This is a genomic window from Microbispora sp. ZYX-F-249, from assembly GCF_039649665.1.
GTDB classification, from domain to species: domain Bacteria; phylum Actinomycetota; class Actinomycetes; order Streptosporangiales; family Streptosporangiaceae; genus Microbispora; species Microbispora maris.
The window spans coordinates 1-24016 of the sequence record NZ_JBDJAW010000021.1 but is presented as its reverse complement, the minus strand read 5'-3'; the positions used below and the strand labels follow the sequence as shown (position 1 = coordinate 24016).

General features: G+C 73.0%; 20 protein-coding genes and 2 tRNA genes. 12 read left to right on the top strand and 10 right to left on the bottom strand.

From position 1 onward, the window contains the following. Positions 1-4 precede the first annotated feature (4 nt). A complete protein-coding gene (locus tag AAH991_RS23830; protein WP_346228118.1) occupies positions 5-1045 on the top strand; it encodes a P1 family peptidase in 1041 nt (346 codons plus the stop codon). Positions 1046-1106: 61 nt separating this feature from the next. Here the strand turns inward: AAH991_RS23830 and AAH991_RS23825 are convergent, their stop codons facing one another. After that, entirely contained in the window at positions 1107-2351 is a 1245-nt protein-coding gene (locus AAH991_RS23825; protein WP_346228117.1) for a DUF5685 family protein, read from the bottom strand. A 113-nt stretch (positions 2352-2464) separates the two neighbouring features. Between AAH991_RS23825 and AAH991_RS23820 the strand changes: the two genes are divergently transcribed. From AAH991_RS23820 to AAH991_RS23810, 3 genes are all read left to right on the top strand, one after another. After that, positions 2465-3229, top strand: a complete 765-nt coding sequence (locus AAH991_RS23820) for an enoyl-CoA hydratase/isomerase family protein (protein ID WP_346228116.1) — start codon at positions 2465-2467, stop codon at positions 3227-3229. A 44-nt stretch (positions 3230-3273) separates the two neighbouring features. Further along, positions 3274-3864: an Rv1733c family protein gene (locus AAH991_RS23815; RefSeq protein WP_346228115.1), complete on the top strand. Its 591-nt coding sequence runs from the start codon at positions 3274-3276 to the stop codon at positions 3862-3864. A 375-nt stretch (positions 3865-4239) separates the two neighbouring features. After that, entirely contained in the window at positions 4240-9561 is a 5322-nt protein-coding gene (locus AAH991_RS23810) for a non-ribosomal peptide synthetase/MFS transporter (RefSeq protein ID WP_346228114.1), read from the top strand. Here the strand turns inward: AAH991_RS23810 and AAH991_RS23805 are convergent. Together AAH991_RS23805 and glgC are read right to left on the bottom strand one after the other, a co-directional pair. After that, on the bottom strand, positions 9558-10409 hold the full coding sequence (locus tag AAH991_RS23805) for a phosphotransferase (protein ID WP_346228113.1): 852 nt from the start codon (positions 10407-10409) through the stop codon (positions 9558-9560). The genes AAH991_RS23810 and AAH991_RS23805 overlap by 4 nt on opposite strands. A 94-nt stretch (positions 10410-10503) precedes the next feature. Then, positions 10504-11811, bottom strand: coding sequence for a glucose-1-phosphate adenylyltransferase (gene glgC, locus AAH991_RS23800; protein ID WP_346228112.1), 1308 nt, complete (start codon positions 11809-11811; stop codon positions 10504-10506). 4 nt (positions 11812-11815) lie between these two features. Here glgC and glgA point away from each other — a divergent pair, with 4 nt between their 5' ends. Continuing rightward, a complete protein-coding gene (gene glgA / locus AAH991_RS23795) occupies positions 11816-13000 on the top strand; it encodes a glycogen synthase (RefSeq protein ID WP_346228111.1) in 1185 nt (394 codons plus the stop codon). On the opposite strand, the gene AAH991_RS23790 is transcribed toward glgA, so the two are convergent. Further along, positions 12984-14027: a zinc-dependent alcohol dehydrogenase family protein gene (locus tag AAH991_RS23790; protein WP_346228110.1), complete on the bottom strand. Its 1044-nt coding sequence runs from the start codon at positions 14025-14027 to the stop codon at positions 12984-12986. The genes glgA and AAH991_RS23790 overlap by 17 nt on opposite strands. 58 nt (positions 14028-14085) lie before the next feature. Here AAH991_RS23790 and pgeF point away from each other — a divergent pair, with 58 nt between their 5' ends. Then, positions 14086-14775 carry a peptidoglycan editing factor PgeF gene (gene pgeF, locus AAH991_RS23785; RefSeq protein ID WP_346228220.1) on the top strand — a complete coding sequence of 230 codons (690 nt, stop codon included), beginning with the start codon at positions 14086-14088 and terminating at the stop codon, positions 14773-14775. Between the two features lie 30 nt (positions 14776-14805). Here the strand turns inward: pgeF and AAH991_RS23780 are convergent, their stop codons facing one another. Further along, positions 14806-15264: a MarR family winged helix-turn-helix transcriptional regulator gene (locus AAH991_RS23780; RefSeq protein ID WP_346228109.1), complete on the bottom strand. Its 459-nt coding sequence runs from the start codon at positions 15262-15264 to the stop codon at positions 14806-14808. Between the two features lie 49 nt (positions 15265-15313). On the opposite strand from AAH991_RS23780, the gene AAH991_RS23775 reads away from it, so the two are divergent. The 5 genes from AAH991_RS23775 (at position 15314) to AAH991_RS23755 (ending at position 19384) form a co-directional block, all read left to right on the top strand. Continuing rightward, entirely contained in the window at positions 15314-15706 is a 393-nt protein-coding gene (locus AAH991_RS23775; protein WP_346228108.1) for a VOC family protein, read from the top strand. A gap of 199 nt (positions 15707-15905) precedes the next feature. Beyond that, positions 15906-16628, top strand: coding sequence for a hypothetical protein (locus AAH991_RS23770; protein WP_346228107.1), 723 nt, complete (start codon positions 15906-15908; stop codon positions 16626-16628). Between the two features lie 233 nt (positions 16629-16861). Then, positions 16862-17866, top strand: coding sequence for a YihY/virulence factor BrkB family protein (locus AAH991_RS23765; protein WP_346228106.1), 1005 nt, complete (start codon positions 16862-16864; stop codon positions 17864-17866). Further along, positions 17863-18636: a phosphatase PAP2 family protein gene (locus AAH991_RS23760; protein ID WP_346228105.1), complete on the top strand. Its 774-nt coding sequence runs from the start codon at positions 17863-17865 to the stop codon at positions 18634-18636. The genes AAH991_RS23765 and AAH991_RS23760 overlap by 4 nt, the downstream gene beginning before the upstream one ends. After that, entirely contained in the window at positions 18620-19384 is a 765-nt protein-coding gene (locus AAH991_RS23755; protein ID WP_346228104.1) for a phosphatase PAP2 family protein, read from the top strand. Before AAH991_RS23760 ends, AAH991_RS23755 begins: the two co-directional genes overlap by 17 nt. Before the next feature lie 84 nt (positions 19385-19468). On the opposite strand, the gene AAH991_RS23750 is transcribed toward AAH991_RS23755, so the two are convergent. The 5 genes from AAH991_RS23750 to AAH991_RS23730 form a co-directional block, all read right to left on the bottom strand. Then, positions 19469-20245, bottom strand: coding sequence for a hypothetical protein (locus AAH991_RS23750; RefSeq protein ID WP_346228103.1), 777 nt, complete (start codon positions 20243-20245; stop codon positions 19469-19471). Between the two features lie 153 nt (positions 20246-20398). Further along, a complete protein-coding gene (locus AAH991_RS23745; protein ID WP_346228102.1) occupies positions 20399-21652 on the bottom strand; it encodes a serine hydrolase domain-containing protein in 1254 nt (417 codons plus the stop codon). Positions 21653-21847: 195 nt separating this feature from the next. After that, positions 21848-21918: transfer RNA gene (locus AAH991_RS23740), tRNA-Cys, on the bottom strand. Positions 21919-21948: 30 nt separating this feature from the next. Next, positions 21949-22020 (bottom strand) — tRNA-Gly (locus tag AAH991_RS23735). Positions 22021-22074: 54 nt separating this feature from the next. Continuing rightward, on the bottom strand, positions 22075-22737 hold the full coding sequence (locus AAH991_RS23730; RefSeq protein ID WP_346228101.1) for an ACT domain-containing protein: 663 nt from the start codon (positions 22735-22737) through the stop codon (positions 22075-22077). 102 nt (positions 22738-22839) lie between these two features. On the opposite strand from AAH991_RS23730, the gene dusB reads away from it, so the two are divergent. After that, positions 22840-23952: a tRNA dihydrouridine synthase DusB gene (dusB, locus tag AAH991_RS23725; protein WP_169983268.1), complete on the top strand. Its 1113-nt coding sequence runs from the start codon at positions 22840-22842 to the stop codon at positions 23950-23952. Positions 23953-24016: the final 64 nt, after the last annotated feature.

Below are 24016 nucleotides of genomic sequence, written 5' to 3'. Positions count from 1 at the left end.
CGACATGGACAACCATCCGAACGGGCGCGTGCGGGCGCGCTCGCTGGGCGTCGTCGTCGGCGCGTCGCCGACCGGGCCGCTGAACGCGATCACCGACGTCGACGGGGTCCTGGTGGGTCACACCACGATCGACGACGGCGCCGGCCTCCACACCGGGGTCACCGCCGTCGTCCCGCGGCAGCTGATCGCCGGGCGCCGGTGGCTGCCCGCGGCCGTCTACGCCGGCAACGGGTACGGCAAGCTGGTCGGCTCGACCCAGGTCGACGAACTCGGCGTGCTGGAGTCACCCGTCGTCCTGACCGCCACGTTGTCGGTGTTCCGGGCCGCCGACGCGCTGCTCACCTATCTGATGGACCGCCGCCCGGACGGGCTCTCCTTCAATCCCCTGGTGGGGGAGACCAACGACGGCTTCCTGTCCGACATCCGGCGCCGCCCGATCACCGGACGGCATGTTCTCGACGCGCTGGAGGGCGCGTCCGGCGGGCTGCCCGCGGAGGGCTGCGTGGGAGCGGGGACCGGGACGACGGCCCTGGGGTTCAAGGCCGGCATCGGCACCTCCTCCCGGCGGCAGGTGGCGGACGGGGCTCCGGTCACGGTCGGCGTGCTCGTCCAGGCCAACTTCGGCGGCGTGCTGACCGTCCGCGGGGTCCCGATGCCGGTCGGCGAGCTCATCCCGGGGGCCGTCCGGCACGGGCAGGCCGGCGGCTCCTGCATGATCGTGGTGGCCACCGACGCGCCGCTCGACGCGCGCCGGCTCGGCCGCCTCGCCCGCCGGGCGGTCTTCGCGATGGGCCGGGTGGGCGCGTCGTACTCCCATGGCAGCGGCGACTACGCGATCGCCTTCAGCACGGCGCCGCCGCGGCTTCCGCCCGTGCCCGACGAGGCGCTGAACCCCGTCTTCGCCGGGGTCATGGACGCGGTCGAGGAGGCGCTGCTCAACTCCCTGTTCACCGCGACGACCACCACCGGATTCCGCGGCCGGACGAGCCACGCGGTCCCCTACGACCGGCTCCCGGGAGCGGCCGGCCGGACCGCGCCCGCGTGAGCGCCGCAGCCGCAGCCGCAGCCGCAGGCACAGCCACAGTCGCAGCCGGCAGCGGCCACGGCTAGGCGCCGCAGTCGCAGCAGCAGCCGTCCCCGCAGCAGCAGCCGTCTCCGCAGCAGCCGTCGCCGGAGCAGCAGTCGGAGCAGGCCGAGCAGGCGTCGCAGCACCCCGAGCAGTCGGGGCAGCAGTCGCATCGGTCGCAGAAGCAGCGCTCGTGCCACGGCGCGTTCCGGTAGGTGCTCCACGGGGGGCGGTAGAGCCCGCAGGTCAGGAAGATCGCCGCCCCGGCGGCGGCCGTCAGCGCGATCCCCGGGAGTACGCCCGGCGGCTGTCCGGGCTGTCCGGGCTGTCCGGGGGGTTCCGGCGGGGCGTCGGGCGGGGCCGTGGGGGACTCCCCGGCCGGCGCGCGGCGCGTCGCGCAGGCGGCGCCGTGGGCGCGCGTCCCGAACGCCCGGTCGACGGCACGCCGGGTCTCGCCGCACAGGAGCGCCTCGACCAGGTGCCGATCCTCCAGATCGAGGTCGCGTACGGCGAGGCGCAGCCCGTGCAGCGCCTCCTCGCACACGCGCCGCGCCTGGGCGGGCGAGGTGCCGGTCGCGTCGAGGGGGTTGTACGCCCCGCGCGCCCGGTCCTCGGCGAGGTCCTCCACCGCGTCGATCACGTGCGCGACGCGGCCGAAGAAGCGCCCGGCCTCGCGCAGGCTCTCGGCGTTGCCCGGCCGCTCCGCGAGCACCGCCGTGTGCGCGAACGCCGCGGCAACGGCGGTCTCGGTGGGTTCGGTGACCTCCAGCAGGGCGCGCCCGGGGGACGCCTCCAGCAGCGCCTGGCGGGTGGAGACCTCGGTCAGGACGGTCGTGTCGAAGCCGATCGACTCCGCGCCGCGCCGGGCGGCGGCGGCCCAGGAGGTCGCCGTCGCGCGCATCGGGACGCCGGCCACGCGCCGGGCCGCGATCCCGTCGCCGTCGGACGCGTGGTCGCGGATCTTGCCGGCGGCGAGGGCCAGGGAGACCACGGCGGCCAGGCGGGCGCCCCGGTCGTCCGACCGCACCACCTCCGCGGAGCGGAAGCCGCGCAGCGCGCAGGGCCCGGCGGTGCGCCGGTTCGGCCCGCCCCCGGCCTCGGGCCGGGCCCGTGATTGGGCCTCGGTCAGCACGGACAGGATGAGGCCGTCGTAGTTGGTCGCCATGCGGGCCAGCTGCCCGTGCCGGTCCCGCAACGTCAGGCAGAGCCCGCACAGGTGCGCGCGCCAGGCTTCGTGGACGGACGGGCAGGAGTGGCGGGCACACGGCCGGAGGATCCCGAACACCCAGAGACTCCTTGGGGGTCATGCGTACGGGATCATCCCGTTGCGCGGCGATTATGCCATCAGGGCCGGGACCCTGCCGGAGGAGCCGTGCGGGCGGCCTGCACAATCGAGGAATGGAAGTTACCGACGGGTTCGAACTGACCATCGAGGAGCACGTCGCCACCCTCACCCTCAACCGGCCGGCCAAGCGCAACGCCGTGACCGCGGCCATGTGGCGGGCCCTGCCGGGAATCCTGGCGGATCTCGCCGCGGACCCGAAGGTACGCGTCCTCGTCCTTACCGGAGCCGGGGGAACTTTCTGTTCTGGTGCCGATATTTCGGAAATTCATGAGCTTGGCGATAAAGACGATGACACCGGTCTCACCGTTGTCGCCGAGCACGCGCTGGTGACCTTTGCCAAACCCGTGATCGCGATGATCGAGGGATACTGCGTCGGCGGCGGATGCCAGCTCGCGCTCGCCTGCGACCTGCGCGTCGCGGCGGCCGGGGCCCGCTTCGGCGTCACCCCGGCCAAGCTCGGAATCGTCTACCCGCTCAGCTCCACGCGGCGGCTCGCGGAGATCGCCGGGCCCGCCACGGCGAAGCTCCTGCTCTTCTCGGCCGAGCTCATCACCGCAGATCACGCCGTACGCACCGGCCTCGTCGACGAGGTGTGCCCGCCGGAGGAGCTGCGCGAGCGCGTGTACGGCCTGGCGGCCACGATGGCCGGCAGGTCCCGGCTCACGCTGACGGCCGCCAAGCAGATCATCGACGGCCGGGCCGGGGAGGCCGAGGTGCGCGCCTGGCAGCGGGAGGCGCGAGAGAGCGGCGAATTGGCCGAAGGTGTCCGGGCATATCGGGAGGGGCGTTCCCCTGGATTCTCTTGGGATGCAAAATAGGCATAAACGGGACTCGCAGTGGTAATGACCCTGTGAGGTGTGAGATGTCGCAGAATCTATTCGCCAGGTTCGCTCGCTGGCTGGGACTGGACAGGAATCCGCTTCGGCGCCGGTGTGACCGGGTCGAAGCGGTGGTCCGGCTTGCCGCGGTGCTGGGAGTCGTGGTCGCGATCGTGCTCGGCGTGATGCTCGGCATCCGCGAGTACGGCAAGGGCCTGAGGACCGAGGCCCAGCAGGCGCGCGACCGGCATCAGGTCGTCGCCACGCTGACAGGTGACGTGACGGCGCCCCGGCTGTCGGTGGCCGGAGCGGCGGTCGGGCACGCCCAGGCCGCCTGGGTGGCCCCCGACGGCACGGCGAAGGCCGGGGTCATCGAGGTCCCCCCCAGCAGGCGGGCGGGCGAGACGGTGCGCATCTGGACCGACGACCAAGGCGTGATCGCACCTCGGCCACAGGACCGGGAGACCACGGTGGTCGCCGCGCTGACCGTCGGCACGGGCGTGCCGCTGGCCGCCGCCGCGATCCTCGCGCTGCTGGTCACCTGCACCCGCCTGGTCAACCAGCGCCGGGCCCGCGGGGTGTGGGAGGCCCAGTGGACCGTGGTCGAGCCCATGTGGCGGATCAACGGCCGCTGAGCGGGCCCACCGACGCAGGGCCCATGACGCTGGGCGCATGACGCAGGGCCCATGACGCAGGGCCCATGACGCAGGGCCCATGACGCAGGGCCCATGACGCAGCCCCACGCTGAGCCCTGGGTTTCAGCGGTTGCCGCGCGGGCGCCGACGGGCTCGGCTCGTGTGGCCGGAGGTCCCGCCGGGTGAAAGTTTCAGTGACGGGACGTGCGGCGAGCGCCGGTCGTCACCGGAAACCGCTCTGACCACCACTGCCTACGCCGGGCACGGTGCCGCAGCCGTACAGTGACGGACAACGCCTTGATCACCGACCGGGAATCAAGCTCGTCTCCCTGCGTGCGTGACTGTCCGCTGTACGCCATCGAAGGGCCGTGTCACATGTCTGTGGCTGACCTGTCAGACGCCAAGCGAGAACTGCTCCGACGCAGGCTGCGGGCCCGCTCCGCACGCGATCCCATCCCCCGGCGCCCGGAGGGCGTCGAACCCCCGATGTCCCCGGCCCAGGAGCCGTTGTGGTTCATGGAGCAGTTCACGCCGGGCACCACCACCTACACCCTGGTGCTCGCCGTACGGATACGCGAGCCGCTGGACGAGGACCGGCTGACCCGCGCGCTCGCCGCGCTGCCGGCCCGGCACGAGGGCCTGCGCCAGCGGTTCCCGGCGACCGAGGAGGGCAGGCCAGCCGTCCACGTCGTGGACACGGCGGAGGTGCCGCTGAACCGCACCACGGCGGTCACGGACGAGGAGGCGATCGCGCTCATCGGCGCCGAGAGCGCCATCCCGCTGGACCTCGCCCGGGGACCGCTGCTCAAGTGCGTCGTCGTCGGCAAGGGCGAGGACGAGCACATCGTCGCCCTGCTGGTGCACCACATCGTGGCCGACGGCCAGTCGTTGCACCTGCTCATGCGCGACCTGCTCGCGCTCTGCCGCGGCGAGGAGCCGCCCGCGCCCGCCGTGCGCTTCGGCGACGTCGCCGCGTGGCAGCGTGAGCGGTCTCCCGACCGCGAGCTGGACTACTGGTGCGGGGAGCTGGCCGGGCTGCCGCGCCTCGAACTCCTCACGGACCGGCCCCGTCCGGCGCTTCAGACACTCGACGGCGCGACCCACGTACGCTCCCTCGCGCCGGATCTGGTGGAGGGCGTCGCCGCGCTGAGCCGGGACCACGGCGCGAGCACGTTCATGACCCTGCTGGCCGCCTACCAGGTCCTGCTCTCCCGGCTGACCGGCCAGGACGACTTCGCCGTCGGCGTGCCGGTGGCCGGGCGGAACAGACCGGAGTTCGAGGACGTCGTGGGCATGTTCGTCAACGTGCTGGCGATACGGGCCCGGCTGGACGGCGAGCCCACGTTCGCCGAGTTGCTCGCCCGGACCAGGGGCACGGTCCTCGCCGCGCTCGATCACGAGGAACTGTCCTTCGCCCAGCTCGTCGACGCCCTGGGCGTGCCGCGGGACACCAGCAGGCCGCCCCTGATCGACACGATCTGCACGCTGCACGAGTTCGCCCCCGGCGACGGGACCGAGGTCCTCGCGCTGGCCCCCACGTCGACCAGGCACGACGTGGAGCTGTACGCCGTGCCCACCGACGAGGGGGGCCTGCACTGCGCGTTCACCTACCGGCCCGAGCTGTTCCGCGAGAGCACGATCGCCCGGATGGCCGGGCAGTTCGAGGACCTGCTGCGCGCGATCGTGCGCGACCCGCACGTCCCGATCAGCCGGCTGCCGCTGACGGGCGACGACGCGCTGATCGCCGGGTGGAACGCGACCGGCGCGGACTACCCGGACACGGCCACGCTGCACGGCCTGATCGAGGAGCAGGTCGCCCGCACCCCCGAGGCCGTCGCGGTGACCTTCGCCGGGCGGTCGTGGACCTACCGGCAGCTCGACGAGCGGGCCAACCGGATCGCGCACCGCCTCGTGGGGCTCGGCGTGGCGCCGGGCGGTCTGGTCGCGGTCTGCGCCGAACGCTCGCTCGACCTGGTCGCCGCACTGCTCGGCGTGCTCAAGAGCGGCGCGGCGTACGTGCCGCTCGACCCCGGCTACCCCGCCGACCGGCTGGCGTTCATGCTGTCGGACTCGGGCGCGCCCGTCGTGCTCACCCAGCAGGACCTGGCCGAGCGGCTGGCCACCGGCGGCGCCGTCATCCTGCCGCTCGACCTGGACGCCGTATGGGACGGGCTGCCCGCGACCGCGCCCGAGGTGAGGGGCGGGCCCGGCACGGCCGCGTACATGATCTACACCTCCGGCTCCACCGGCCGGCCGAAGGGCGTGCCCAACAGCCACCGCGGCATCGTCAACCGGCTCGACTGGATGCAGAAACGGTTCCGGCTCACCGACGCCGACGTGGTGCTGCAGAAGACACCGGCCGGGTTCGACGTCTCGGTGTGGGAGTTCTTCTGGCCCCTGCTCACCGGTGCGCGGCTTGTGCTGGCCGAGCCCGGAGGCCACCGCGACCCCGCGTACCTGCGTGACCTGGTCAACGCCGAGCGGGTGACCGTCCTGCACTTCGTGCCGTCCATGCTCGGCGCGTTCCTCGCCGAAGAGGGCGTGGAGACCTGCACCTCGCCGCGCGTCATCGTGTGCAGCGGGGAGGAACTGCCCGTCGACCTGGCCGAGCGCTGCCTGCGCACGCTCCCGGCCGAACTGCACAACCTGTACGGCCCCACCGAGGCGGCCGTCGACGTCTCCGCCTGGCAGTGCACACCGTCCGCGCTGGCGGGCCGGGCGAGGGTGCCGATCGGCTCGCCCATCCAGAACATCACGCTGCACGTCCTCGACCGCCATGGCGAGCCCGTGCCCGTGGGGGTGCCCGGCGAGCTGTACATCGGCGGCGTGGGCGTCGCCCTCGGCTACCACGCCCGCCCGGAGCTGACCGCCGAGCGGTTCGCCGGCGGCCGCTACCGCACCGGTGACGCGGCCCGCTGGCTGCCGGACGGCACGATCGAGTTCCTGGGCCGCCTCGACGGCCAGGTCAAGCTGCGCGGCCTGCGCATCGAGCTCGGCGAGATCGAGGCCGTGCTCCGTGAGAAGGCCGGTGTGCGGGACGCCGCGGTGATCGTCCGCGAGGACGTGCCCGGCGACCCCCGGCTGGTCGCCTACCTCACGGGCGACGCCGTGCCCGAGCCGGCCCAGGTGCGCGCGGCGATCAGGGGCACGCTGCCGGAGTACATGCTGCCGTCGATGTTCGTCCCGCTCGACGCCCTTCCGCTCACGCCGAACGGCAAGCTCGACCGGGCCGCCCTGCCCGTCCCGCAGGTCCAGGCCGACGTGCCGTACGCCGCGCCGGAGACCGAGATCGAGCGGGCCGTCGCGGCCGTCTGGGCCGACGTGCTGGCGGCCGAGCGGATCGGGGCCGACGACGACTTCTTCGATCTCGGCGGCCACTCGCTGCTCGCCGTCCAGGTCGTCGCGAAGCTCCGCAGGGCGCTCCCGGCCGGGTCGGCGCAGGTGGGGCTGGTGGACGTCTTCACCTACCGGACCGTGCGCGAACTGGCGGCCTACGCCGGCTCCGGCGAGGACGGCCCGCGCCCGCTGCTCCAGCGGCTCACCCCGGCACGCACGGCGAGCGTCACCTACGTGTGCGTGCCGTACGGGTCGGGCAGCGCCGTGGTCTACCAGCCGCTGGCCGACGCCCTGCCGGCCGACCAGGCGCTGTACGCGCTCGCGATCCCCGGCCACGACGTGGGCCTGGACGAGGAGCCGATGGAGTTCGCCGAGCTGGCCGCCCGCGCCACCGAGGAGATCCTCGCCATCGAGGGCCCCCTGGTGATCTACGGCCACTGCGGGGTCGGCGCCGCGCTCGCGGTCGAGCTGGCCGCCAGGGCCGAGGCGGCGGGCCGTGCGGTGGACGCCGTCTACGTCGGGGCGATCTTCCCGTTCGCCCGGCCGCGCGGGCTCATGCGGGCGCTGTCGAGGATCGGGGAGTTCGACCGCCTCCGGAGCAGTCAGACCGACATCAACCGCCTCAAGGCCCGTGGGGTGGACCTCGAGGAGCTCGATCCCGGCGTGGCCGACCGCATCATCCGTACGATGCGCCACGATTCCAAGGCCGCGGAGAAGTACTTCACCGGGCTGTTCGACGCGCCGGACCGGCCACGGCTACGCGCTCCGATCATCTCGGTGATCGGCGAGCGCGACCCCGCCACCGACTTCTACGCGGAGCGCTACCGCGAGTGGGGCTTCCTCACCGACGTGACGGCGCTGGTCGTGCTCGACGAGGGCGGCCACTACTTCCTGCGCTACCGCGCGGAGGAACTGGCCGCCGCCCTGCGCACCCACACCCACATGGAGGTCTCCGACCGCTCGGGGAACCCCTCGTGGTGGGTGCAGGCGGTCTCGCGCGGGTCCGCCCCGCCCGGGTCCGACAAGCAGGGGGTGCGGCCCAGCATGGGCCGCTTCCTGACGATCTCCGCCGGGCAGCAGCTCTCGATGATCGGCTCGGCGCTCACCGGGTGGGCCCTGCCGCTGACCGTGCTCATGGACTCCGGTTCGATCGGGCAGTTCTCCACGCTGGCCGTGCTCAACCTGGCCGGGCTGCTGATCTCCCCGCTGGCCGGGGCGATCGTGGACCGGGCGGACCGGCGGCGCGTGATGCTGTTCGCCGACTGCGCCTCGGTCGGGATCCAGGCCGTGCTGGCCGGGCTGCTCCTGTTCGGCGACGTACGGATCTGGCAGATCTACCTGCTGATCGTCAGCCTGTCGATGGCGACGAGCTTCCAACGGCTGGCCTACCAGTCGGCGGTGCCGCAACTCGTCCCCAAGCACTATCTCGGTCACGCCATCGGCGTCACCCAGATGACCAACGGTGTCGCGCAGCTCGTCGTCCCCCTCGTCGCGGCCGGGTTGCTGGCCTGGATCGGGCTCGGCGGCATCGTGGCGATCGACGTGGCGAGTTACGCGTTCGCCATCGTCACGGTGCTGCTGGTCCGCTTCCCCGACACGCTTCCCTGGCGGCCGCGCGAGCCGCTGGGCACGGAGATCGCCAAGGGCTTCACGTACACGTGGCACGACCGGGGCCTGCGCTCGACGCTGGTGTTCTTCGCCGTGCTCAACGTGTTCCTGTCCCCGCTGCTCCTGCTGGTCTCGCCGCTGGTGCTCTCCTTCGCCACGCTCGAGGACGTCAGCGTGATCTCGCTGGTGTCGGGGCTCGGCGTCATGCTCGGCGGGCTGACCATGTCGCTGTGGGGCGGTCCGCGCCGCGGGCGGTTCCGCGCGGTGCTCGCCTTCGCCGTGGCCATCGCGGCAGGCGGCGCCGTCACCGGCCTCGCCCCGTCGCTTGCCGTGGTCGGCGCAGGGGCGTTCGCGCTGAGCTACTTCCTCACGCTGATGAACGGCATCTACGTCACGATCGTGCAGATCAAGGTGCCCGCGCGGTTCCATGGGCGGGTCTTCGCGCTCAACACGCTGGTCGCCTGGTCGACGCTGCCCGTCGGCATCGGCCTGGTCGCCCCGCTCGGCGCCGCGCTGTTCGACCCGATGCTGGCCCCGGGAGGGGCGCTCGCCCCGACCGTGGGCGCCCTGATCGGGGTGGGCCCCGGCCGCGGGATCGCCTTCCTCTATCTGGTGTGCGCGCTGGGCATGCTCCTCGTGGCGGCCGGCGCCCTGCGGGTGAGGCGGCTGGCCCGCCTCGACACCGAGACGCCGGACGCGCTGCCCGACGACCTCGTCGGGGTCGAGGCCATCCGGCGTCGCGCCGCCGTCTAGAGGCGCCGGGTCAGCGCGTCGAGGTTGGCCTCGACCCAGCGGAGCCGGGCGAGCGTGCCGGTGGGCTCGTTCCGCCCGGCTCCGTCGAGGAAGGCCAGATAGCCGCGCACCCAGCCGCCGAAGACCCAGGGCTCCGCCGGGATGTCGCCGCCGGCTTTGCGGTAGCCGTACACGGCGGCGTCGAACCGGTCGACGTCGACGCTCCCGTCGAGGCGGGCCGCCCAGTCGAGGGCCATGCCCGCGGCCTCCTGCTCGGCGACGTACGGACCGGCGGTGTCCCAGTCGATGATCGCCAGGCTGCCGTCGAACCGGAGCAGGGCGTTCTTCGGGTGCAGGTCGCCGTGGGACATGGTCAGGGTGCCCACCCCGGCCGGTCGCGCGGTCGCGGCCGCGAGGCCGGCCGGTCCGGACGCGGCATCCGTGGCCGCTCGTCCGGAGGGGTCCGCCCGCGGTGGTTCCTGCGGAGCGATGCCGCGACCGGCCGTGTGGACGGCGGCCACCAGCTCGCCCATCGCGGCCGACAGCTCGGGGCTGAGATCGCCGAGGGCGGGCGCCTTCCCGTCGAGCCAGCGGTGCACCCGCACCGCGCCGTCCCCGATGGGGACGACGTACGCTCCTGTCGCGGGCGACGGGACCGGCTCGGGCACCGGGATGCCCGCCCGCCAGGCGGAGACCTCGATCTCCACGGCGGGCGCGGCCGACGGCGGCAGCCGCTTCACGGCGTACGCGCCGGTGATCGTGTCGAGCCGCCACACCTCGTTGTGGTAGTAGCCGGCCACCCGCAGCCCTCGCGTCACCGCCAGGCCGAGGCCGAACGCATCACAGACCGCGCTGATGTCGAGATCCATTCGCACATCTTGCCGCGCTCCGGGAGGATGCGGGAGAGGGCGGGCCGCCTGCCCACGGCTCACGACCGGCGCGGGGCGGACGCGCCCGCACGGCTCAGCGGTCGATGATCTCGTTCTTCCCGATGACGACGACACCGCTGCGGGTCACCGCGAACCGCTGGCGGTCGTACTCCAGGTCGAAGCCGATCCGGGCGCCGTCGGGGATCACCACGTTCTTGTCGATGATGGCCTTGCGGACGATCGCGCCCCTGCCGACCTTGACCGAGCCCATCAGCACCGAGTCCTCGACGTGCGAGTGGGAGTGCAGCACCACACCGGGGGACAGGATCGAGCGCAACGCCGTGCCGCCCGACACGATGACCCCGGGCGACACGAGCGACTCCAGCGCGTGCCCCACCCGGTCGCCCTCGTTGTGCACGAACTTCGCCGGCGGCAGCGGGTCGTTGCCCGTGTAGATCGGCCACCGGTCGTTGTAGAGGTTGAAGACCGGCTGCACCGAGATGAGGTCCATGTTGGCCTCGTAGTAGGCGTCGAGCGTCCCCACGTCGCGCCAGTAGCCCCGGTCGCGCTCGGTGGAGCCGGGCACCACGTTGTCCGCGAAGTCGTACACCTCGGCGCCGCCGCTCTTGACGAACATCGGGATGATGTTGCCGCCGAGGTCGTGCTTGCTGCTGGGGTCGAGGGCGTCCTCGCGCAGGGCCTCGATCAGCGCCTGGGTCTTGAAGACGTAGTTGCCCATCGAGGCGAAGATCTGGTCGGGGGCGTCGGGCAGCCCCACCGCGTCCTTCGGCTTCTCGCGGAACGCGACGATCCGGCGGCCGGAGGGGTCCGCCTCGATCACCCCGAACTGGTCGGCCAGTTCGAGCGGCTGGCGGATCGCGGCGACGGTCACGTCCGCGCCCGAGTCGATGTGCTGGTCGACCATCTGGCGGGGATCCATCCGGTAGATGTGGTCCGCGCCGAAGACGATCACATGGTCGGGCAGCTCGTCGTAGATCAGGTTCAGGTTCTGGAACAGCGCGTCGGCCGATCCGGCGAACCAGCGCGGCCCGAGCCGCTGCTGCGCGGGCACCGGGGTCACGTAGTTGCCGAGCATCGACGACAGCCGCCACGTCCGGGAGATGTGCCGGTCCAGGCTGTGGTTCTTGTACTGCGTCAGCACCACGATCTGCCAGTAGTGCGCGTTGGCCAGATTCGACAACACGAAGTCGATGAGCCGGTAGATACCCCCGAAGGGCACGGCGGGCTTGGCCCGGTCCGCGGTCAGCGGCATCAGCCGCTTGCCCTCACCACCAGCGAGCACGATCGCCAGGACCTTCATAGGCAGGACCTTAACCCGCGAAATGGCTAACAAACACCAGGGACACCGGCAAACAGTGCGGATCGGGGACTCTAAGCTCACTCGTATGCGTGTCGATCTGCTGAGCCGTGAGTATCCGCCCGAGGTGTACGGCGGCGCCGGAGTCCATGTCGAGTACCTCGCCCGGGAGCTCCGCCGGCTGGCCGACGTGCGCGTTCGCTGCTTCGGCGCCCCGCGCGACGAGCCCGGGGTGCGGGCCTACGCGGTCCCCGGGGGGCTGTCGGGCGCGAACGCCGCCCTGCAGGTGCTCGGCGTCGACGTCGAGATGGCCGCCGGCTGCGAGGGCGCCGACGTCGTGCACAGCCACACCTGGTACGCGAACTTCGCCGGCCACGTCGCCAAGATGCTCTACGGCGTGCCGCACGTCGCCACCACCCACAGCCTGGAGCCGCTGCGGCCGTGGAAGGCCGAGCAGCTCGGCGGCGGCTACACGCTGTCGTCGTGGGCGGAGCGGACCGCGCTGGAGTCGGCCGACGCGATCATCGCGGTGTCCGAGGGCATGCGCCGCGACGTGCTCACGGCCTACCCCGAGATCCCCGCCGAGCGCGTACGGGTGATCCACAACGGCATCGACACCGAGGAGTACGCGCCCTCCCGGGGCACCGAGGCGCTGGTGCGGCACGGCATCGACCCGGCCGTGCCGTACGTCGTCTTCGTGGGGCGGATCACCCGGCAGAAGGGCCTGGTGCACCTGCTCCACGCGGCCCGCTCGTTCGACCCGGCGGCGCAGCTCGTGCTGTGCGCCGGCGCGCCCGACACGCCGGAGATCGCCGAGGAGGTCACCGCGCTCGTGCGCGAGCTGTCGGCCTCCCGCAAGGGCGTGGTGTGGATCTCCGAGATGCTGCCCAGGCCCGAGGTGATCCAGATCCTCACGCACGCCACCGTGTTCGTCTGTCCCTCGGTCTACGAGCCCATGGGCATCGTGAACCTGGAGGCGATGGCGTGCGAGACCGCCGTCGTGGCGACCGCGACCGGAGGCATCCCCGAGGTCGTCGCCGACGGCGAGACGGGCCTGCTCGTCCCGATCGACCAGGGCGGGGACGGCGAGCCGCACGACCCCGAGGCGTTCGCCGCCGCGCTGGCCGAGCGGGTGAACACGGTGCTCGGCGATCCGCGCCTGGCCGCCGCGATGGGCGAGGCCGGGCGGGCGCGGGCGATCCAGCACTTCTCCTGGCGGCGGATCGCCGAGCGCACCCACGAGCTCTACGCGTCGCTCACCCGCCAGGGATGATCATGGTGACGCCGGCGGACGCGCCCGGCCGGGTCAGCGCGTCCGGCGCGTCGTCGAGACCGATGGTGCGGGTGACCAACAGGTCGGGGCGGAGCACGCCCGCCGCGATCAGCTCCAGCATCGGGGGATAGGCGTGGGCGGCCATGCCGTGGCTGCCCACGATCTCCAGCTCGTGCGCGATCACCCGGCCCATCGGCAGGGAGGTCTCCCCGGGGAGCAGGCCCACCTGCACGTGGCGGCCCCGCCTGCGCAGGCCGCCGATCGACGTGGCGCAGGTCGCGGCGGCGCCCAGCGCGTCGAGGGAGACGTCGGCGCCGGCGCCGCCGGTGGCCGCCCTGACCCGTGCGGCCGCCTCCTCGGGGGAGCCGCCCTCGCCGAGCAGGACGCACTCGGCCGCGCCGAAGCGCTCGGCCAGATCCAGCGCGGCGGGGGACAGGTCCACCGCGACCACCCGCGCGCCCACGGCGGCGCCGATCATCACGGCCGACAGCCCGACCCCGCCGCAGCCGTGCACGGCGAGCCACCGGCCCGCCCGGACCCGCCCCTGCTCGACGACGGCCCGGAACGCGGTGGCGAAGCGGCAGCCCAGGCTCGCCGCCGTGGCGAACGCCATGCCGTCGGGCAGCCGCACGAGGTTCACGTCGGCGTGGTCGATCGCGACGAGCTCGGCGAACGACCCCCAGTGGGTGAAGCCGGGCTGCGTCTGGCGCTCGCACACCTGCTGGTCGCCGGCGGCGCATTCGCGGCAGCTCCCGCAGGCGCAGATGAACGGCACCATGACCCGGTCGCCGGGCCGCCAGCCGGACACGCCCGGCCCGGCCGCGTGCACCACGCCCGCCAGCTCGTGCCCGGGCACGTGCGGCAGGACGGTGATGTCCGCGTCGTGGCCCATCCACCCGTGCCAGTCGCTGCGGCACATCCCGGTCGCCTCGACCCTGATCACCACGCCGTCCGGCGGCGCCACCGGGTCCGCCACCTCGCGCACCTCGGCCCGCCCGCCGAACTCCTCGTACACCACCGCGCGCATCTCACGCTCCTTTCCCTGGCCGTACGCTAATCGGGTGATTGCGATCGACCGGATACGGATGGCCTTCACCGACCGGCACGGCGGCGTGAGCGCCGGACCGTACGGCACGCGCAACCTCGGCGGGGCGGTGGGGGACGACCCCGCGGCGGTCGCCGAGAACCGGGCGAAGACGGCCGCGGAGTTCGGGCTCGACCAGGTGGTGTTCATGCGCCAGGTCCACGGGACCGACGTCGCCTACGCCGCACGGCCGTTCGGGGACGACCCGCCCGCGCTGGACGGGGTGTTCACCGACCGTCCCGGGCTCGGCCTGGCGGTCCTGGTGGCCGACTGCGCGCCCGTGCTGGTGGCCGACCCGGTGGCCGGTCTGGTCGGCGGCGCGCACTCGGGACGGCCGGGCACCGAGGCGGGCGTGGTCCCCGCCCTGGTCGAGGCGATGGCGGCCCGGGGGGCCGAGCCGGAGCGGATGGTCGCGGTGATCGGGCCGTCGGCGTGCGGGCGGTGCTACGAGGTGCCGGAGGACCTGCGCGAGCGCGTCGCCGCCCGCGTGCCCGAGACCTGGTCGCGCACCCGGCGGGGCACGCCCGCGCTCGACATCAGGGCGGGGATCGCGGCCCAGCTCGCCCGGGCCGGCGTGGCCGACGTCCGGCACGACGACCGCTGCACGATCGAGACGGACGACCTCTACTCCTACCGGCGGGAACAGCGCACCGGGCGCTTCGCCGGCTACGTCTGGCTCACCGCCGGCTGAGACCGCTCGGCGACGCCCGCCCGAGGCCCGTCAGGCCCGCGCTCGCGGCTCCAGCCCGGCGTACGCCTTCCTGACCAGCGCGTGCAGGGTCGCCCGCTCGTCCTCGTCGAGCGCGGCCAGCAGGTCGTCGCGCACCTCCCCGGCCTCGCGCAGGGCCGCCTCCAGCGTGGCCCGGCCCGCGGGGCTGAGCGCGACCCGGTAGCGCCGCCGGTCCACGGGGTCGCGCTCGCGATCCACCAGGCCCAGCGGCACGAGCGTGTCCATCACCGCCACGAGGTCGCTGGGGTCGATGCCCAGCCGGGCGCCGAGCTCGCGCTGGGACGCCGGGCCGAAGTCGCGGAGCGCGGCGAGCACGGCCATGTCCCACAGGCCGATGCCGTGCGCGCGGAGACGGTCGCCCATACGGCGTCGACCAGCGATGCCCACCTTCGACAGCAGGAACGCGGTGATGCCGAGCAGGGAGGGGGGAAGTTGCGGCACCTCACTCACAAGGAGCAGGATAGGGCAGGCCAATGATTGGTGCTACCCAAGGATTTTCATGGACGCTCTCTACCCCCGCGTGCTCACCTCCAGGTTCGCCGAGGCCTTCCGCTTCTACGACGGTCTGCTCACCGTCGTCGCCGGGGCCCGGCTCGTCAAGGGCGCCGAGGACGGGCCGTACGCCAACTGGGACCGGGAAACCGAGGCGGTGCTGGCGCTGCTCGACCGGTCGATGCTGGAACGCGTGACCGGCATCAGCCTCGACGGCTCCGGCGGCGCGACGATGCTGGTCCTGACCGTGGCCGACGTCGAGCGCGCCGCGGCCGTGGCGGCGGCGTGCGGCGGCCGGGTCGTGGTGCCGCCGGGCGACCGGCCCGAATGGGGGCCGACCTGCCGCACCGCCCACCTGCGCGACCCCGACGGCAACCTCGTCGAGCTCCAGTCCTACTGAGCGCCGCGCCGTCTCCACCGGCCTCCAGGGAGGCGGGATCGCGGCGGGGCGGCGGCGGGCTTGCGGGCGGCTTGCAGCGGTTGCGGAAAGCCTGCGGCAAGAGGCGTGCAGGCGTGCGGGCCTATCACTGAGGTGTACCGCCCCGGCGGCGACGGCCAGACCGGGAAGCACCCTCACCCCGCACTTCCAGGAGACAGTCATGAAGCGCACCCTGCTCGGTCTGGCCGCCGCCGCGATCTCCGGTCTGGCCGTCACGGCCCCCGTCACCCTCATGGCCGGTCCGGCCTCCGCGAGCGGCGACTACGGCCCGGACACCTGTATCGAGGGCTACGTCTGGCGCGAGGCCGGCCCCACCGACCACGTCTGCGTGACCTCCGCGACCCGCACCCGGACCCTCGCCGACAACGCCGCCAAGGCGTCCCGCTGGACCTCCGGCCCGTACGGCCCGCACACCTGCACGACGGGCTACGTGTGGCGCGAGGCGTTCACCGGCGACGACGTGTGCGTCACCCCCGCCGTCCGCGCGCAGGCCAAGCTCGACAACGGCAAGGCGGCCGAGCGCAAGGTCTCGGCCAGGCTGTGGATCACCCGTTACACCGTCCCGCCGGTGGACAACGGCGACGGCACCTCCACCAGCACCTCCGTCGACGACATCCCGCGCCTCAAGATCAACGGCGACCACTTCAACCATGGGCAGGTCAGGCTCTACATCCGGTACACCAGCGGCAAGGTCTACTGGAGCGGCACGGTGACCGCGAGCGCGCACAGCGGATACGTCGCGGGGAGCTTCGGCAAGAAGACCGGCGTGTTCGACTGCGCCTTCGGGGGCAAGCCGGCCAACGCCTACGCGCAGGCGCAGGACGTGATCTCCGGCCGCTGGTCCGCCAAGGTCCCCGTACGCGTCGGCTGCGCCGTCCTCTGACCCCGAAGGCGGCGGACTACCCATAACGGTGAACACGGAGGACCGGCCCGGTCGGGCCGGTCCTCCGGCGCGTCACCGGTGAGCAGCGGCCGGGGTCAGGGGATCTTCTGGTAGGCCTGGCGTTCCAATCGTCGTGATCGGGGTAGTCGGTGGGCCGGCGGGGACCCACCGGAGGCCGGCCCGCGACCCGGCCTCCGGCGGGTCCCCACCCCCCCGACCTGTGAGGGACTGACATGGGAACCGCGACCCCGGTGCCGGAGACCAGGAGCATGAGCGGCGACGAGCTGTCGGCCGACGACGCCTACGCCGCCATGCGACGGTACGGCGGCTGGCACCTCATCCGTGACGCGTACGTCCGGTTCAGGTATGGCGACGGCACGAGCAACGCCCGCGCCCTCGCCTTCCAGACCTGCCTCGCGATCATCCCGGGAGCGATCGCCGTCGTCGGCCTGAGCTCGGTGCTGCACCAGGAGCGCTTCGGCCGGCTCCTCGAGCTCACCTTGCGGCGGCTGACCCCCGGCGCGGGCTCGCGCGTGATCCAGGAGACCCTCGACCAGAGCCACCACGCCTCGGGCGTGGGAGGGAAGCTGGCCCTGTGGCTCGGCCTGCTGACCGCGCTGGTGTCGCTGACCACCGCCATGGGCCAGTTCGAACGCGGGGCCAACCGCATCTACGGCATCGAGCGCGACCGCCCGTTCGCGGCCAAGTACGGCAGGGCGCTGCTGATGGCCGTCACCGCGGGCCTCCTCATGAGCGTCGGGTTCGTCATCCTGGTCGGCGGCGGCGCGGTCGGCGAGGCCGCGGCGCACGCCTACGGCTGGAGCGACACGACGGAGCGGCTGTGGGGCTGGCTGCGATGGCCGATCGGCTTCCTGCTCGCCGTCCTGTCGATCTCGGTGCTGTTCCGCGCCTCGCCCCGGCGCAGGCAGCCGGGCCACACCTGGCTCGCGGTCGGGGCGACGGTCGCCGTGCTGCTGTGGACGCTGTTCACCTGGCTGCTCGCGCTCTACACGGCCGGCAGCGGCACGTTCGGCGCGACGTACGGACCGCTCACGGCGATCGTGGCGTTGCTGCTGTGGGCGTTCCTCAGCTCGATGGCGCTCTTCCTCGGCCTGGCCTTCTCGGCGCAGCTGGAGGCCTGCCGGGCGGGGCGCGGCGAACCGGCGGAACCCGACCCCGGCCCCGCCCCGGCCCCGAGCGCGCCGCGGGAGCACCAGCCCGTCGGGAGCGGCCGATGAACTGGTGGCGCAGGCGTTTCGACCCCCGGCACGGACTCGGTCTGCGGCTGACGGTGGCGGTGGCGGCGGTGGCGCTGATCGGGGTGCCGTTCACGGTGCTGCTGGTCTTCGTCAAGACCTCCTTCGGACCGCTCACCGAGATCGACGAGGGCGCCGCGCGGGACCTGCACGTCTACGCGATCGGCAACCCGGGCTTCGCCCGGCTGATGCAACTCGTCAGCGACGTCTTCGCACCGCTGACGTGGCGGATCGCGGTCGGCGCCGCGGTCGCCTGGCTGGTCTGGCGCCGCGCCTACCACCTGGCCCTGTGGGCGGCCACCACGCTCACGGTCGGCGGACTGCTCGGCCTCGCCCTGAAGGTCGTCGTCGCGCGGGCCCGGCCCAGCCTGCCCGACCCCGTCGCCATCGCTCCCGGCGCGTCCTTCCCCTCGGGGCACACGGTCAACGCCACGCTCGGAGCCGGGATCCTGCTGCTGCTCGTCCTGCCCCTCGTACGCGAGCGGGGGCGCGCACTCGCCTGGGCGCTCGCCGTGCTGATCCCGCTGGCGGTCGGTTTCAGCCGGATCGCGCTCGGCGTGCACTGGTTCAGCGACGTGGTGGCGGGCCTGGTGTTCGGCGTGGCCGTGGTGGCCGCCACGGCCGCCGCGTTCGAGACCTGGCGCCGGCGGGACGCGGGCCGCCGCCCGGCTCAGCCGTTACGTGAGGGCGTCGGGCCGGAGGCCCAGAGCGAAATCACCCCCCAAGGAGGACGAATTGGCCACCGTTCGTGAACGTCCGGCCCGCGGCGGACGGGGGTCGTCCTCCGCGCCCGCGCACGGAGTCGCCGCGGAAGCGGGCCGGAGGATCCTGCTCCCGCTCGTGCTCATGGCCCTGGTGACCCTCGGGATCGGCCTGCTGATCACCAAGGTCATGGAGCACTCGACGCTCGTCGCGCAGGACGAGGCGATCAGCCGCGAGATCGCCCAGGAGCGCACTCCGTTCTGGAACGACGTGACCCACTACGCCTCGATGCTGTCCGACACCCCCGTGATCATCGTGGTGACGGCGATCATGGCGGTGCTCTTCCGGCTCGTCTACCGGCGCTGGCGGGAGTCGGTCTTCCTGGTGGCCGCCGTCTGCGCCCAGTCGGCGATCTTCCTGCTCGCGACCGTGTTCGCGCAGCGGGCCCGCCCGCACGTGCCGCACCTCGACCCCGCGCCGCCGACGTCGAGCTATCCGTCGGGGCACACCAGCGCCGCCGTGGCCTTCTACTGCGGCACCGCGCTCGTCCTGACGCTGCACACGCACCGCCACACGATCCTCAAGGCGCTGTGGTGGCTGCTCGGCGCGGGCGCGGCATTGGCGGTCGGTCTTGCGCGGCTCTACCGGGGCATGCACCATCTGACGGACGTGAGCTGGGGCTACGTGCTCGGGATCTTCTGCGTGGTCGTGCTCGCCCAGGCCCTGCTGCTGCGGCCGCTCGCGGCGTCGCGGCGCGCCGCGAGCGGGCGTGCCGTACGCGGCGCCGCGCGGGCCTGACCGGCTCCCGCCGCACAGGTTTCACCGGCTCCGCCGCCCCGGGCCGACCGGCTCCCGTCCAAGGGGAGCCGGCGGCCGGGGCGGTCAGGCCGAAACGCCGGCAAGACGGCAGGCGTCGGCCCAGCGTGCGGGATCGACCGTGGCCGGAGCCGGTTGTCCGGCGGCGGTCCCCGAGGCGGTTCCGGCAGTGGTTCCGGCTACGGCTCCCGCGGCGGTTCCGGCGCCGGTTCCGGCGGCAGGGCGCAACAGGGCCCAGCAGTCGTCGATCGCCTCGGCCAGCAGGTCCCGCAGCAGCGGATCGGGGTCGGGCACGCACGCCTGGGCGATGCCCCGGACCGCGAGCTGCACCGTGTTCGGCGCGGCGTACCTGCGGAAACCCTTGGGCGAGACCCGTACGCCGCGGCCGAAGGTGCAGGCCCAGCGGGTGGCGTCCGGCACCTCGGCCAGCGCCTGCCTGCTGCGCTCGCTCAGGTCGCGGGCCGGGCGGCCCTCCAGTTCGGCGAGCACGTGTTCGCCCGAGAGAATCGCCACCGCCATCGCGAGCTGGCGCTCGTGCGCGACGACCGGCAGCGCGGCCCTGGCCGAGCACAGGGCGATCCGCGCGTCGAGTCGCGGATCGTCGCCCGTCAGCCCGATCACCGACGGGATCAGCTCGGCAAGCCGGGGCCGGGCGGCGTCGGAGGTGTGGTCGTTGACGAGCCTGGCGAGCCCGGCGAGCAGCGGGTGTGTGCACGACGGATGGTCGCTCCACCGCTCACCTGCGAGGTAGGACGCGAACTCCATGAAGCAGGCGCCCTTGCTGGGATTGCGATGCTTGCCACGAGACAGCATGGGCATCGCCGGGGGCATGTGACCGTGCACGAGCTACTCCACGCTAAATCGCCTATGGTGTCCCTTTCAGTGTGCGCCCGGCATCGGGCATTGAGAAGAACCCTTACTCCGACTTGTCCTCGGCATGGCGGCACCAGTGGCGGCCGTACCAATGCGCCACCGGTGCGGGCGTCGCGGGGGATCTCAGGAGCAGAGGGCCGCGTCGACGGCCTTGTCGACGTGGCCGAGCGCCTCGAGGCTGCCGGGTAGCCGGGTGACGGCGACGGCGGCGGCCCGGCCGTCCTCGGTCACGGCGTTGCCGGTGTGATAGCCGAAGATGTCGCCGCCGTGGCCCCAGGCGAGGCCGCCGCAGCTCAGCGGTGTGCTGATCAGGCCGAGGCCGTAGCGCGCGCCCTTGCCGAGGCCGTCCGCCCTCACCGTGGTCCGCATCTCCCTCAGCTGCTCGGGTTCGAGCAGTTCGCCGCCGAGCACGGCCCCGAAGAAGCGGTTCACGTCCCTCGGCGTGGAGATCATCCCCCCGGCGGCCCAGGCCTGCGACGGATCCCAGCGGGTGACGTCGGTCAACGGCTCGTCCGGCTCGTCGCGGTGGTAGCCCTTCGGGTGCGGCGCGCGGACGCTTCGGTCGCCGGCGTCCGGGAGGTAGGTGTGGCGCAGTCCGAGCCGCCTGACGATCCGCTGATCGATCTGCTCGGCCAGCGGACGGCGGGTGACCTTCTCGATCAGCAGCCCGGCGACCAGGTAGTTGGTGTTGCTGTACTCCCACTTCGCGCCGGGCCTGAAGCGCGCCTTCTCCTTCAGCGCCATGTCGAGCAGCTCGCGGGGCTGCATGTAGGTGTTCCGGTGGGAGAGCGGGTCCTCGGCGAGGAAGGCGGTGTAGTCGGGCAGGCCGCTGGTGTGCTGGAGCAGCTGCCGCACGGTGATGCGGCGGCCGTCGCCGCCCCCGCCGCGGACGAGCCCGGGCAGGTAGGTCTCGATCGGCTCGTCGAGTCTCACCCTGCCCTCACCGGCGAGCTGCAGCACGACGACGGCGGTGAAGGTCTTGGTGTTGCTGCCGATGCGGACGTAGCCGTCGACCGGCGCCTTCGCCCTGGTGCGCAGGTCGGCGACCCCGGCCGTGTAGTCGCGCACACGCCCGTCGCGGCCGCGTACGGAGGCCAGCGCGGCGGGGAACCCGTCGGACCGCACGAGACGGTCCAGCGACTCCTGGATGCTGTTCCCGGGCCGCGCGGCGGCCTCGGTGTGCACGGTCCGATCGGCGTGCGCGGTCTTCTCGGCGTGCGCGGTCTTCTCGGCGTGCGCCGTGTCCTGTGCGGCGGCGAGGCCGTACGTCAAGGAGAGCACGGCGGCCGACAGATGGATCAACCGGCGGGAACGGGCGCGCCCGGGCATGTGATCGGTCGAGTGATCGGTCGAGTGATCGGTCGAGTGATCGGTCATGGTGACGATCCTGCTGGGGACGGGGAGCCCGCATCGAGAGTGCAGGCACGCCTTTCCGTGGTGGTGCCGGCTCTACCATCGACCGGAACGCACGCCTCGGCGCAGCCCGGAGCCGGGGGCGACGATCGTGGAGGCAAAGAAGTTCCGGGCGCCGCATGACACACGACGCCGATTCCGGAACCGAATCACAAAAAGAGGTGGAGACGGGATTTGAACCCGTGTACGCGGCTTTGCAGGCCGCTGCCTCGCCTCTCGGCCACTCCACCAGAGCGAGGCCCGCATTCGTGACCTCTCGGAGCGGAAGACGGGATTCGAACCCGCGACCCTCACCTTGGCAAGGTGATGCTCTACCACTGAGCCACTTCCGCGTCCGCCTCGCGGCGACGTGGCTACTGTACCGGGTTTTCGCCCCCAGTGTGTACTCAGAACGGCCGGGCGGTCGGTCCGCGGAAGGCGCGGTCGGCTCCCCGCTCGATCGCGGGCAGGGTCAGGAAGATCTCCAGGATCCGGGTGAGCCGGTGCACCTCGTTGCGGTGGAAGGCCGGCCCCTCCGCCCTGGCCAGCATCAGCGCCAACGCCAGCGGCGGCAGCGGCGCGACGATGACGTGCAGGCCGGATGGCAGCGTGGTCGCCGTCGGCCTGGGCGGGGTCTCCTTCGGGAACGGGATGTCCTCGGGGGCGCGCCAGCTCGCGTACACGGTGACGCGCGGGTCCTTCTCGGTCGCCGCCGCGGCCCAGCCGGCGCTGAACAGCACCGGCATGGAGTCGATCAGCGTGCCGAGCGCGCGGTCGCCCGCCGTGGCGAGGAACTTCAGGATCTCCAGCTCCGGGTAGGTGCCGGGCGCCTCCCTGGTGCCCCAGATCCCCTCGATCCGGACCCCGTCCATGTCCTCGATGGCCCGTACGAGGTCCTCGCGGGGGGCGGAGTCGGGCCAGTAGACGGTGAAGTCGTCGAGGGCGCGGCCGTCGCCCCGGTCGAGCACCGTCACCTGGGTGATGTCGGCGCCCGCGGCCCCCAGGACCCCGGTCACGTGGCTCAGCGAGCCCGGACGATCCGGCAAGGCGATTCTCAGCCGCAACAGCATGACGACCTCCCCCACCGTTGGTCCAGGTCAGATTATCCGGGGCAAAAGCTCCACGTCCACGATCTTGTACGGCTCACATCCGGCAGCGGGGAAAATGAAGGTGTGAAAGTCGGCGCGCTCGAGGTCTGGCCCCCGGTGGTGCTCGCTCCCATGGCGGGCATCACGAACATCGGTTTCCGCACGCTCTGCCGGGAGCAGGGCGGCGGCCTGTTCGTCTCCGAGATGATCACCTCCCGGGCGCTGGTCGAGCGGGTGCCGCTGACGTTCCAGATGATCCGGTTCGGCCCGGAGGAGTCGCCCCGCAGCATCCAGCTGTACGGGGTCGACCCCGCCGTGATCGGCAAGGCCGCGCGGATGATCGCCGAGGAGGACCTGGCCGACCACATCGACCTGAACTTCGGCTGCCCGGTGCCCAAGGTCACCCGCAGGGGCGGCGGGTCGGCCCTGCCGTACAAGCGGAACCTGCTGCGCGCCATCCTGCGCGAGGCGGTGGCCGGCGCCGGGCCGCTGCCGGTCACGATGAAGATGCGCATGGGCATCGACGAGGACCACCTGACCTACGTCGAGGCGGGCAGGATCGCCGTCGAGGAGGGCCTCGCCGCCGTCGCGCTGCACGCGCGCACGGCCCGCCAGCACTACGGCGGCACCGCGCACTGGGACGCGATCAAGCGGCTGAAGGACGCCGTGCCGGAGATCCCGGTGCTCGGCAACGGCGACATCTGGAGCGCCGACGACGCGCTGCGCATGGTCGCGGAGACCGGCTGCGACGGGGTGGTGATCGGCCGGGGCTGCCTGGGCCGGCCGTGGCTGTTCCGCGACCTCGACCTGGCCTTCCGCGGCTCGGCCGAGCGCACCCGCCCCCGCCTCGGGGAGGTCGGCGCGATGATGCTGCGCCACGCCGAGCTGCTCTGCGAGGTCATTGGCAGCGAACGCCACGGGCTGGCCGACTTCCGCAAGCACGTCGGCTGGTATCTCAAGGGCTTCGTCGTCGGGGCGGAGACCCGCCGCGCCCTCACCTCGGTCACCGGGCTGTCCGAGATGGCCGAGCGGGTCGCCGAACTGGACGCCGACCAGCCCTGGCCGGACGAGGCGGACGGCCCTCGTGGCAAGAGCGGCGAGCGGTCCAAGGTGTCCCTGCCGCACGGCTGGCTCGACGACCCCGACGACATGACGATCCCCGGCGCCGGAGCCGAGGACCCCACCTCCGGCGGCTGAGTCCTGCCCACGGCGCTCGCTGTGCTTATGGCGCTCGCTCCGCTCGCGCGGCTCGGGCGCCCGC

What these genes read in the sequence shown, in the direction of transcription:
- AAH991_RS23830 (WP_346228118.1), top strand. Translation starts at nt 5, where the DNA reads ATGGACAACCATCCGAACGGGCGCGTGCGGGCGCGCTCGCTGGGCGTC.
- AAH991_RS23820 (WP_346228116.1), top strand. Translation starts at nt 2,465, where the DNA reads ATGGAAGTTACCGACGGGTTCGAACTGACCATCGAGGAGCACGTCGCC.
- AAH991_RS23815 (WP_346228115.1), top strand. Translation starts at nt 3,274, where the DNA reads ATGTCGCAGAATCTATTCGCCAGGTTCGCTCGCTGGCTGGGACTGGAC.
- AAH991_RS23810 (WP_346228114.1), top strand. Translation starts at nt 4,240, where the DNA reads ATGTCTGTGGCTGACCTGTCAGACGCCAAGCGAGAACTGCTCCGACGC.
- AAH991_RS23805 (WP_346228113.1), bottom strand. Translation starts at nt 10,409, where the DNA reads ATGGATCTCGACATCAGCGCGGTCTGTGATGCGTTCGGCCTCGGCCTG.
- glgA (WP_346228111.1), top strand. Translation starts at nt 11,816, where the DNA reads ATGCGTGTCGATCTGCTGAGCCGTGAGTATCCGCCCGAGGTGTACGGC.
- AAH991_RS23790 (WP_346228110.1), bottom strand. Translation starts at nt 14,027, where the DNA reads ATGCGCGCGGTGGTGTACGAGGAGTTCGGCGGGCGGGCCGAGGTGCGC.
- pgeF (WP_346228220.1), top strand. Translation starts at nt 14,086, where the DNA reads ATGGCCTTCACCGACCGGCACGGCGGCGTGAGCGCCGGACCGTACGGC.
- AAH991_RS23775 (WP_346228108.1), top strand. Translation starts at nt 15,314, where the DNA reads ATGGACGCTCTCTACCCCCGCGTGCTCACCTCCAGGTTCGCCGAGGCC.
- AAH991_RS23770 (WP_346228107.1), top strand. Translation starts at nt 15,906, where the DNA reads ATGAAGCGCACCCTGCTCGGTCTGGCCGCCGCCGCGATCTCCGGTCTG.
- AAH991_RS23765 (WP_346228106.1), top strand. Translation starts at nt 16,862, where the DNA reads ATGGGAACCGCGACCCCGGTGCCGGAGACCAGGAGCATGAGCGGCGAC.
- AAH991_RS23760 (WP_346228105.1), top strand. Translation starts at nt 17,863, where the DNA reads ATGAACTGGTGGCGCAGGCGTTTCGACCCCCGGCACGGACTCGGTCTG.
- AAH991_RS23745 (WP_346228102.1), bottom strand. Translation starts at nt 21,652, where the DNA reads ATGACCGATCACTCGACCGATCACTCGACCGATCACTCGACCGATCAC.
- AAH991_RS23730 (WP_346228101.1), bottom strand. Translation starts at nt 22,737, where the DNA reads ATGCTGTTGCGGCTGAGAATCGCCTTGCCGGATCGTCCGGGCTCGCTG.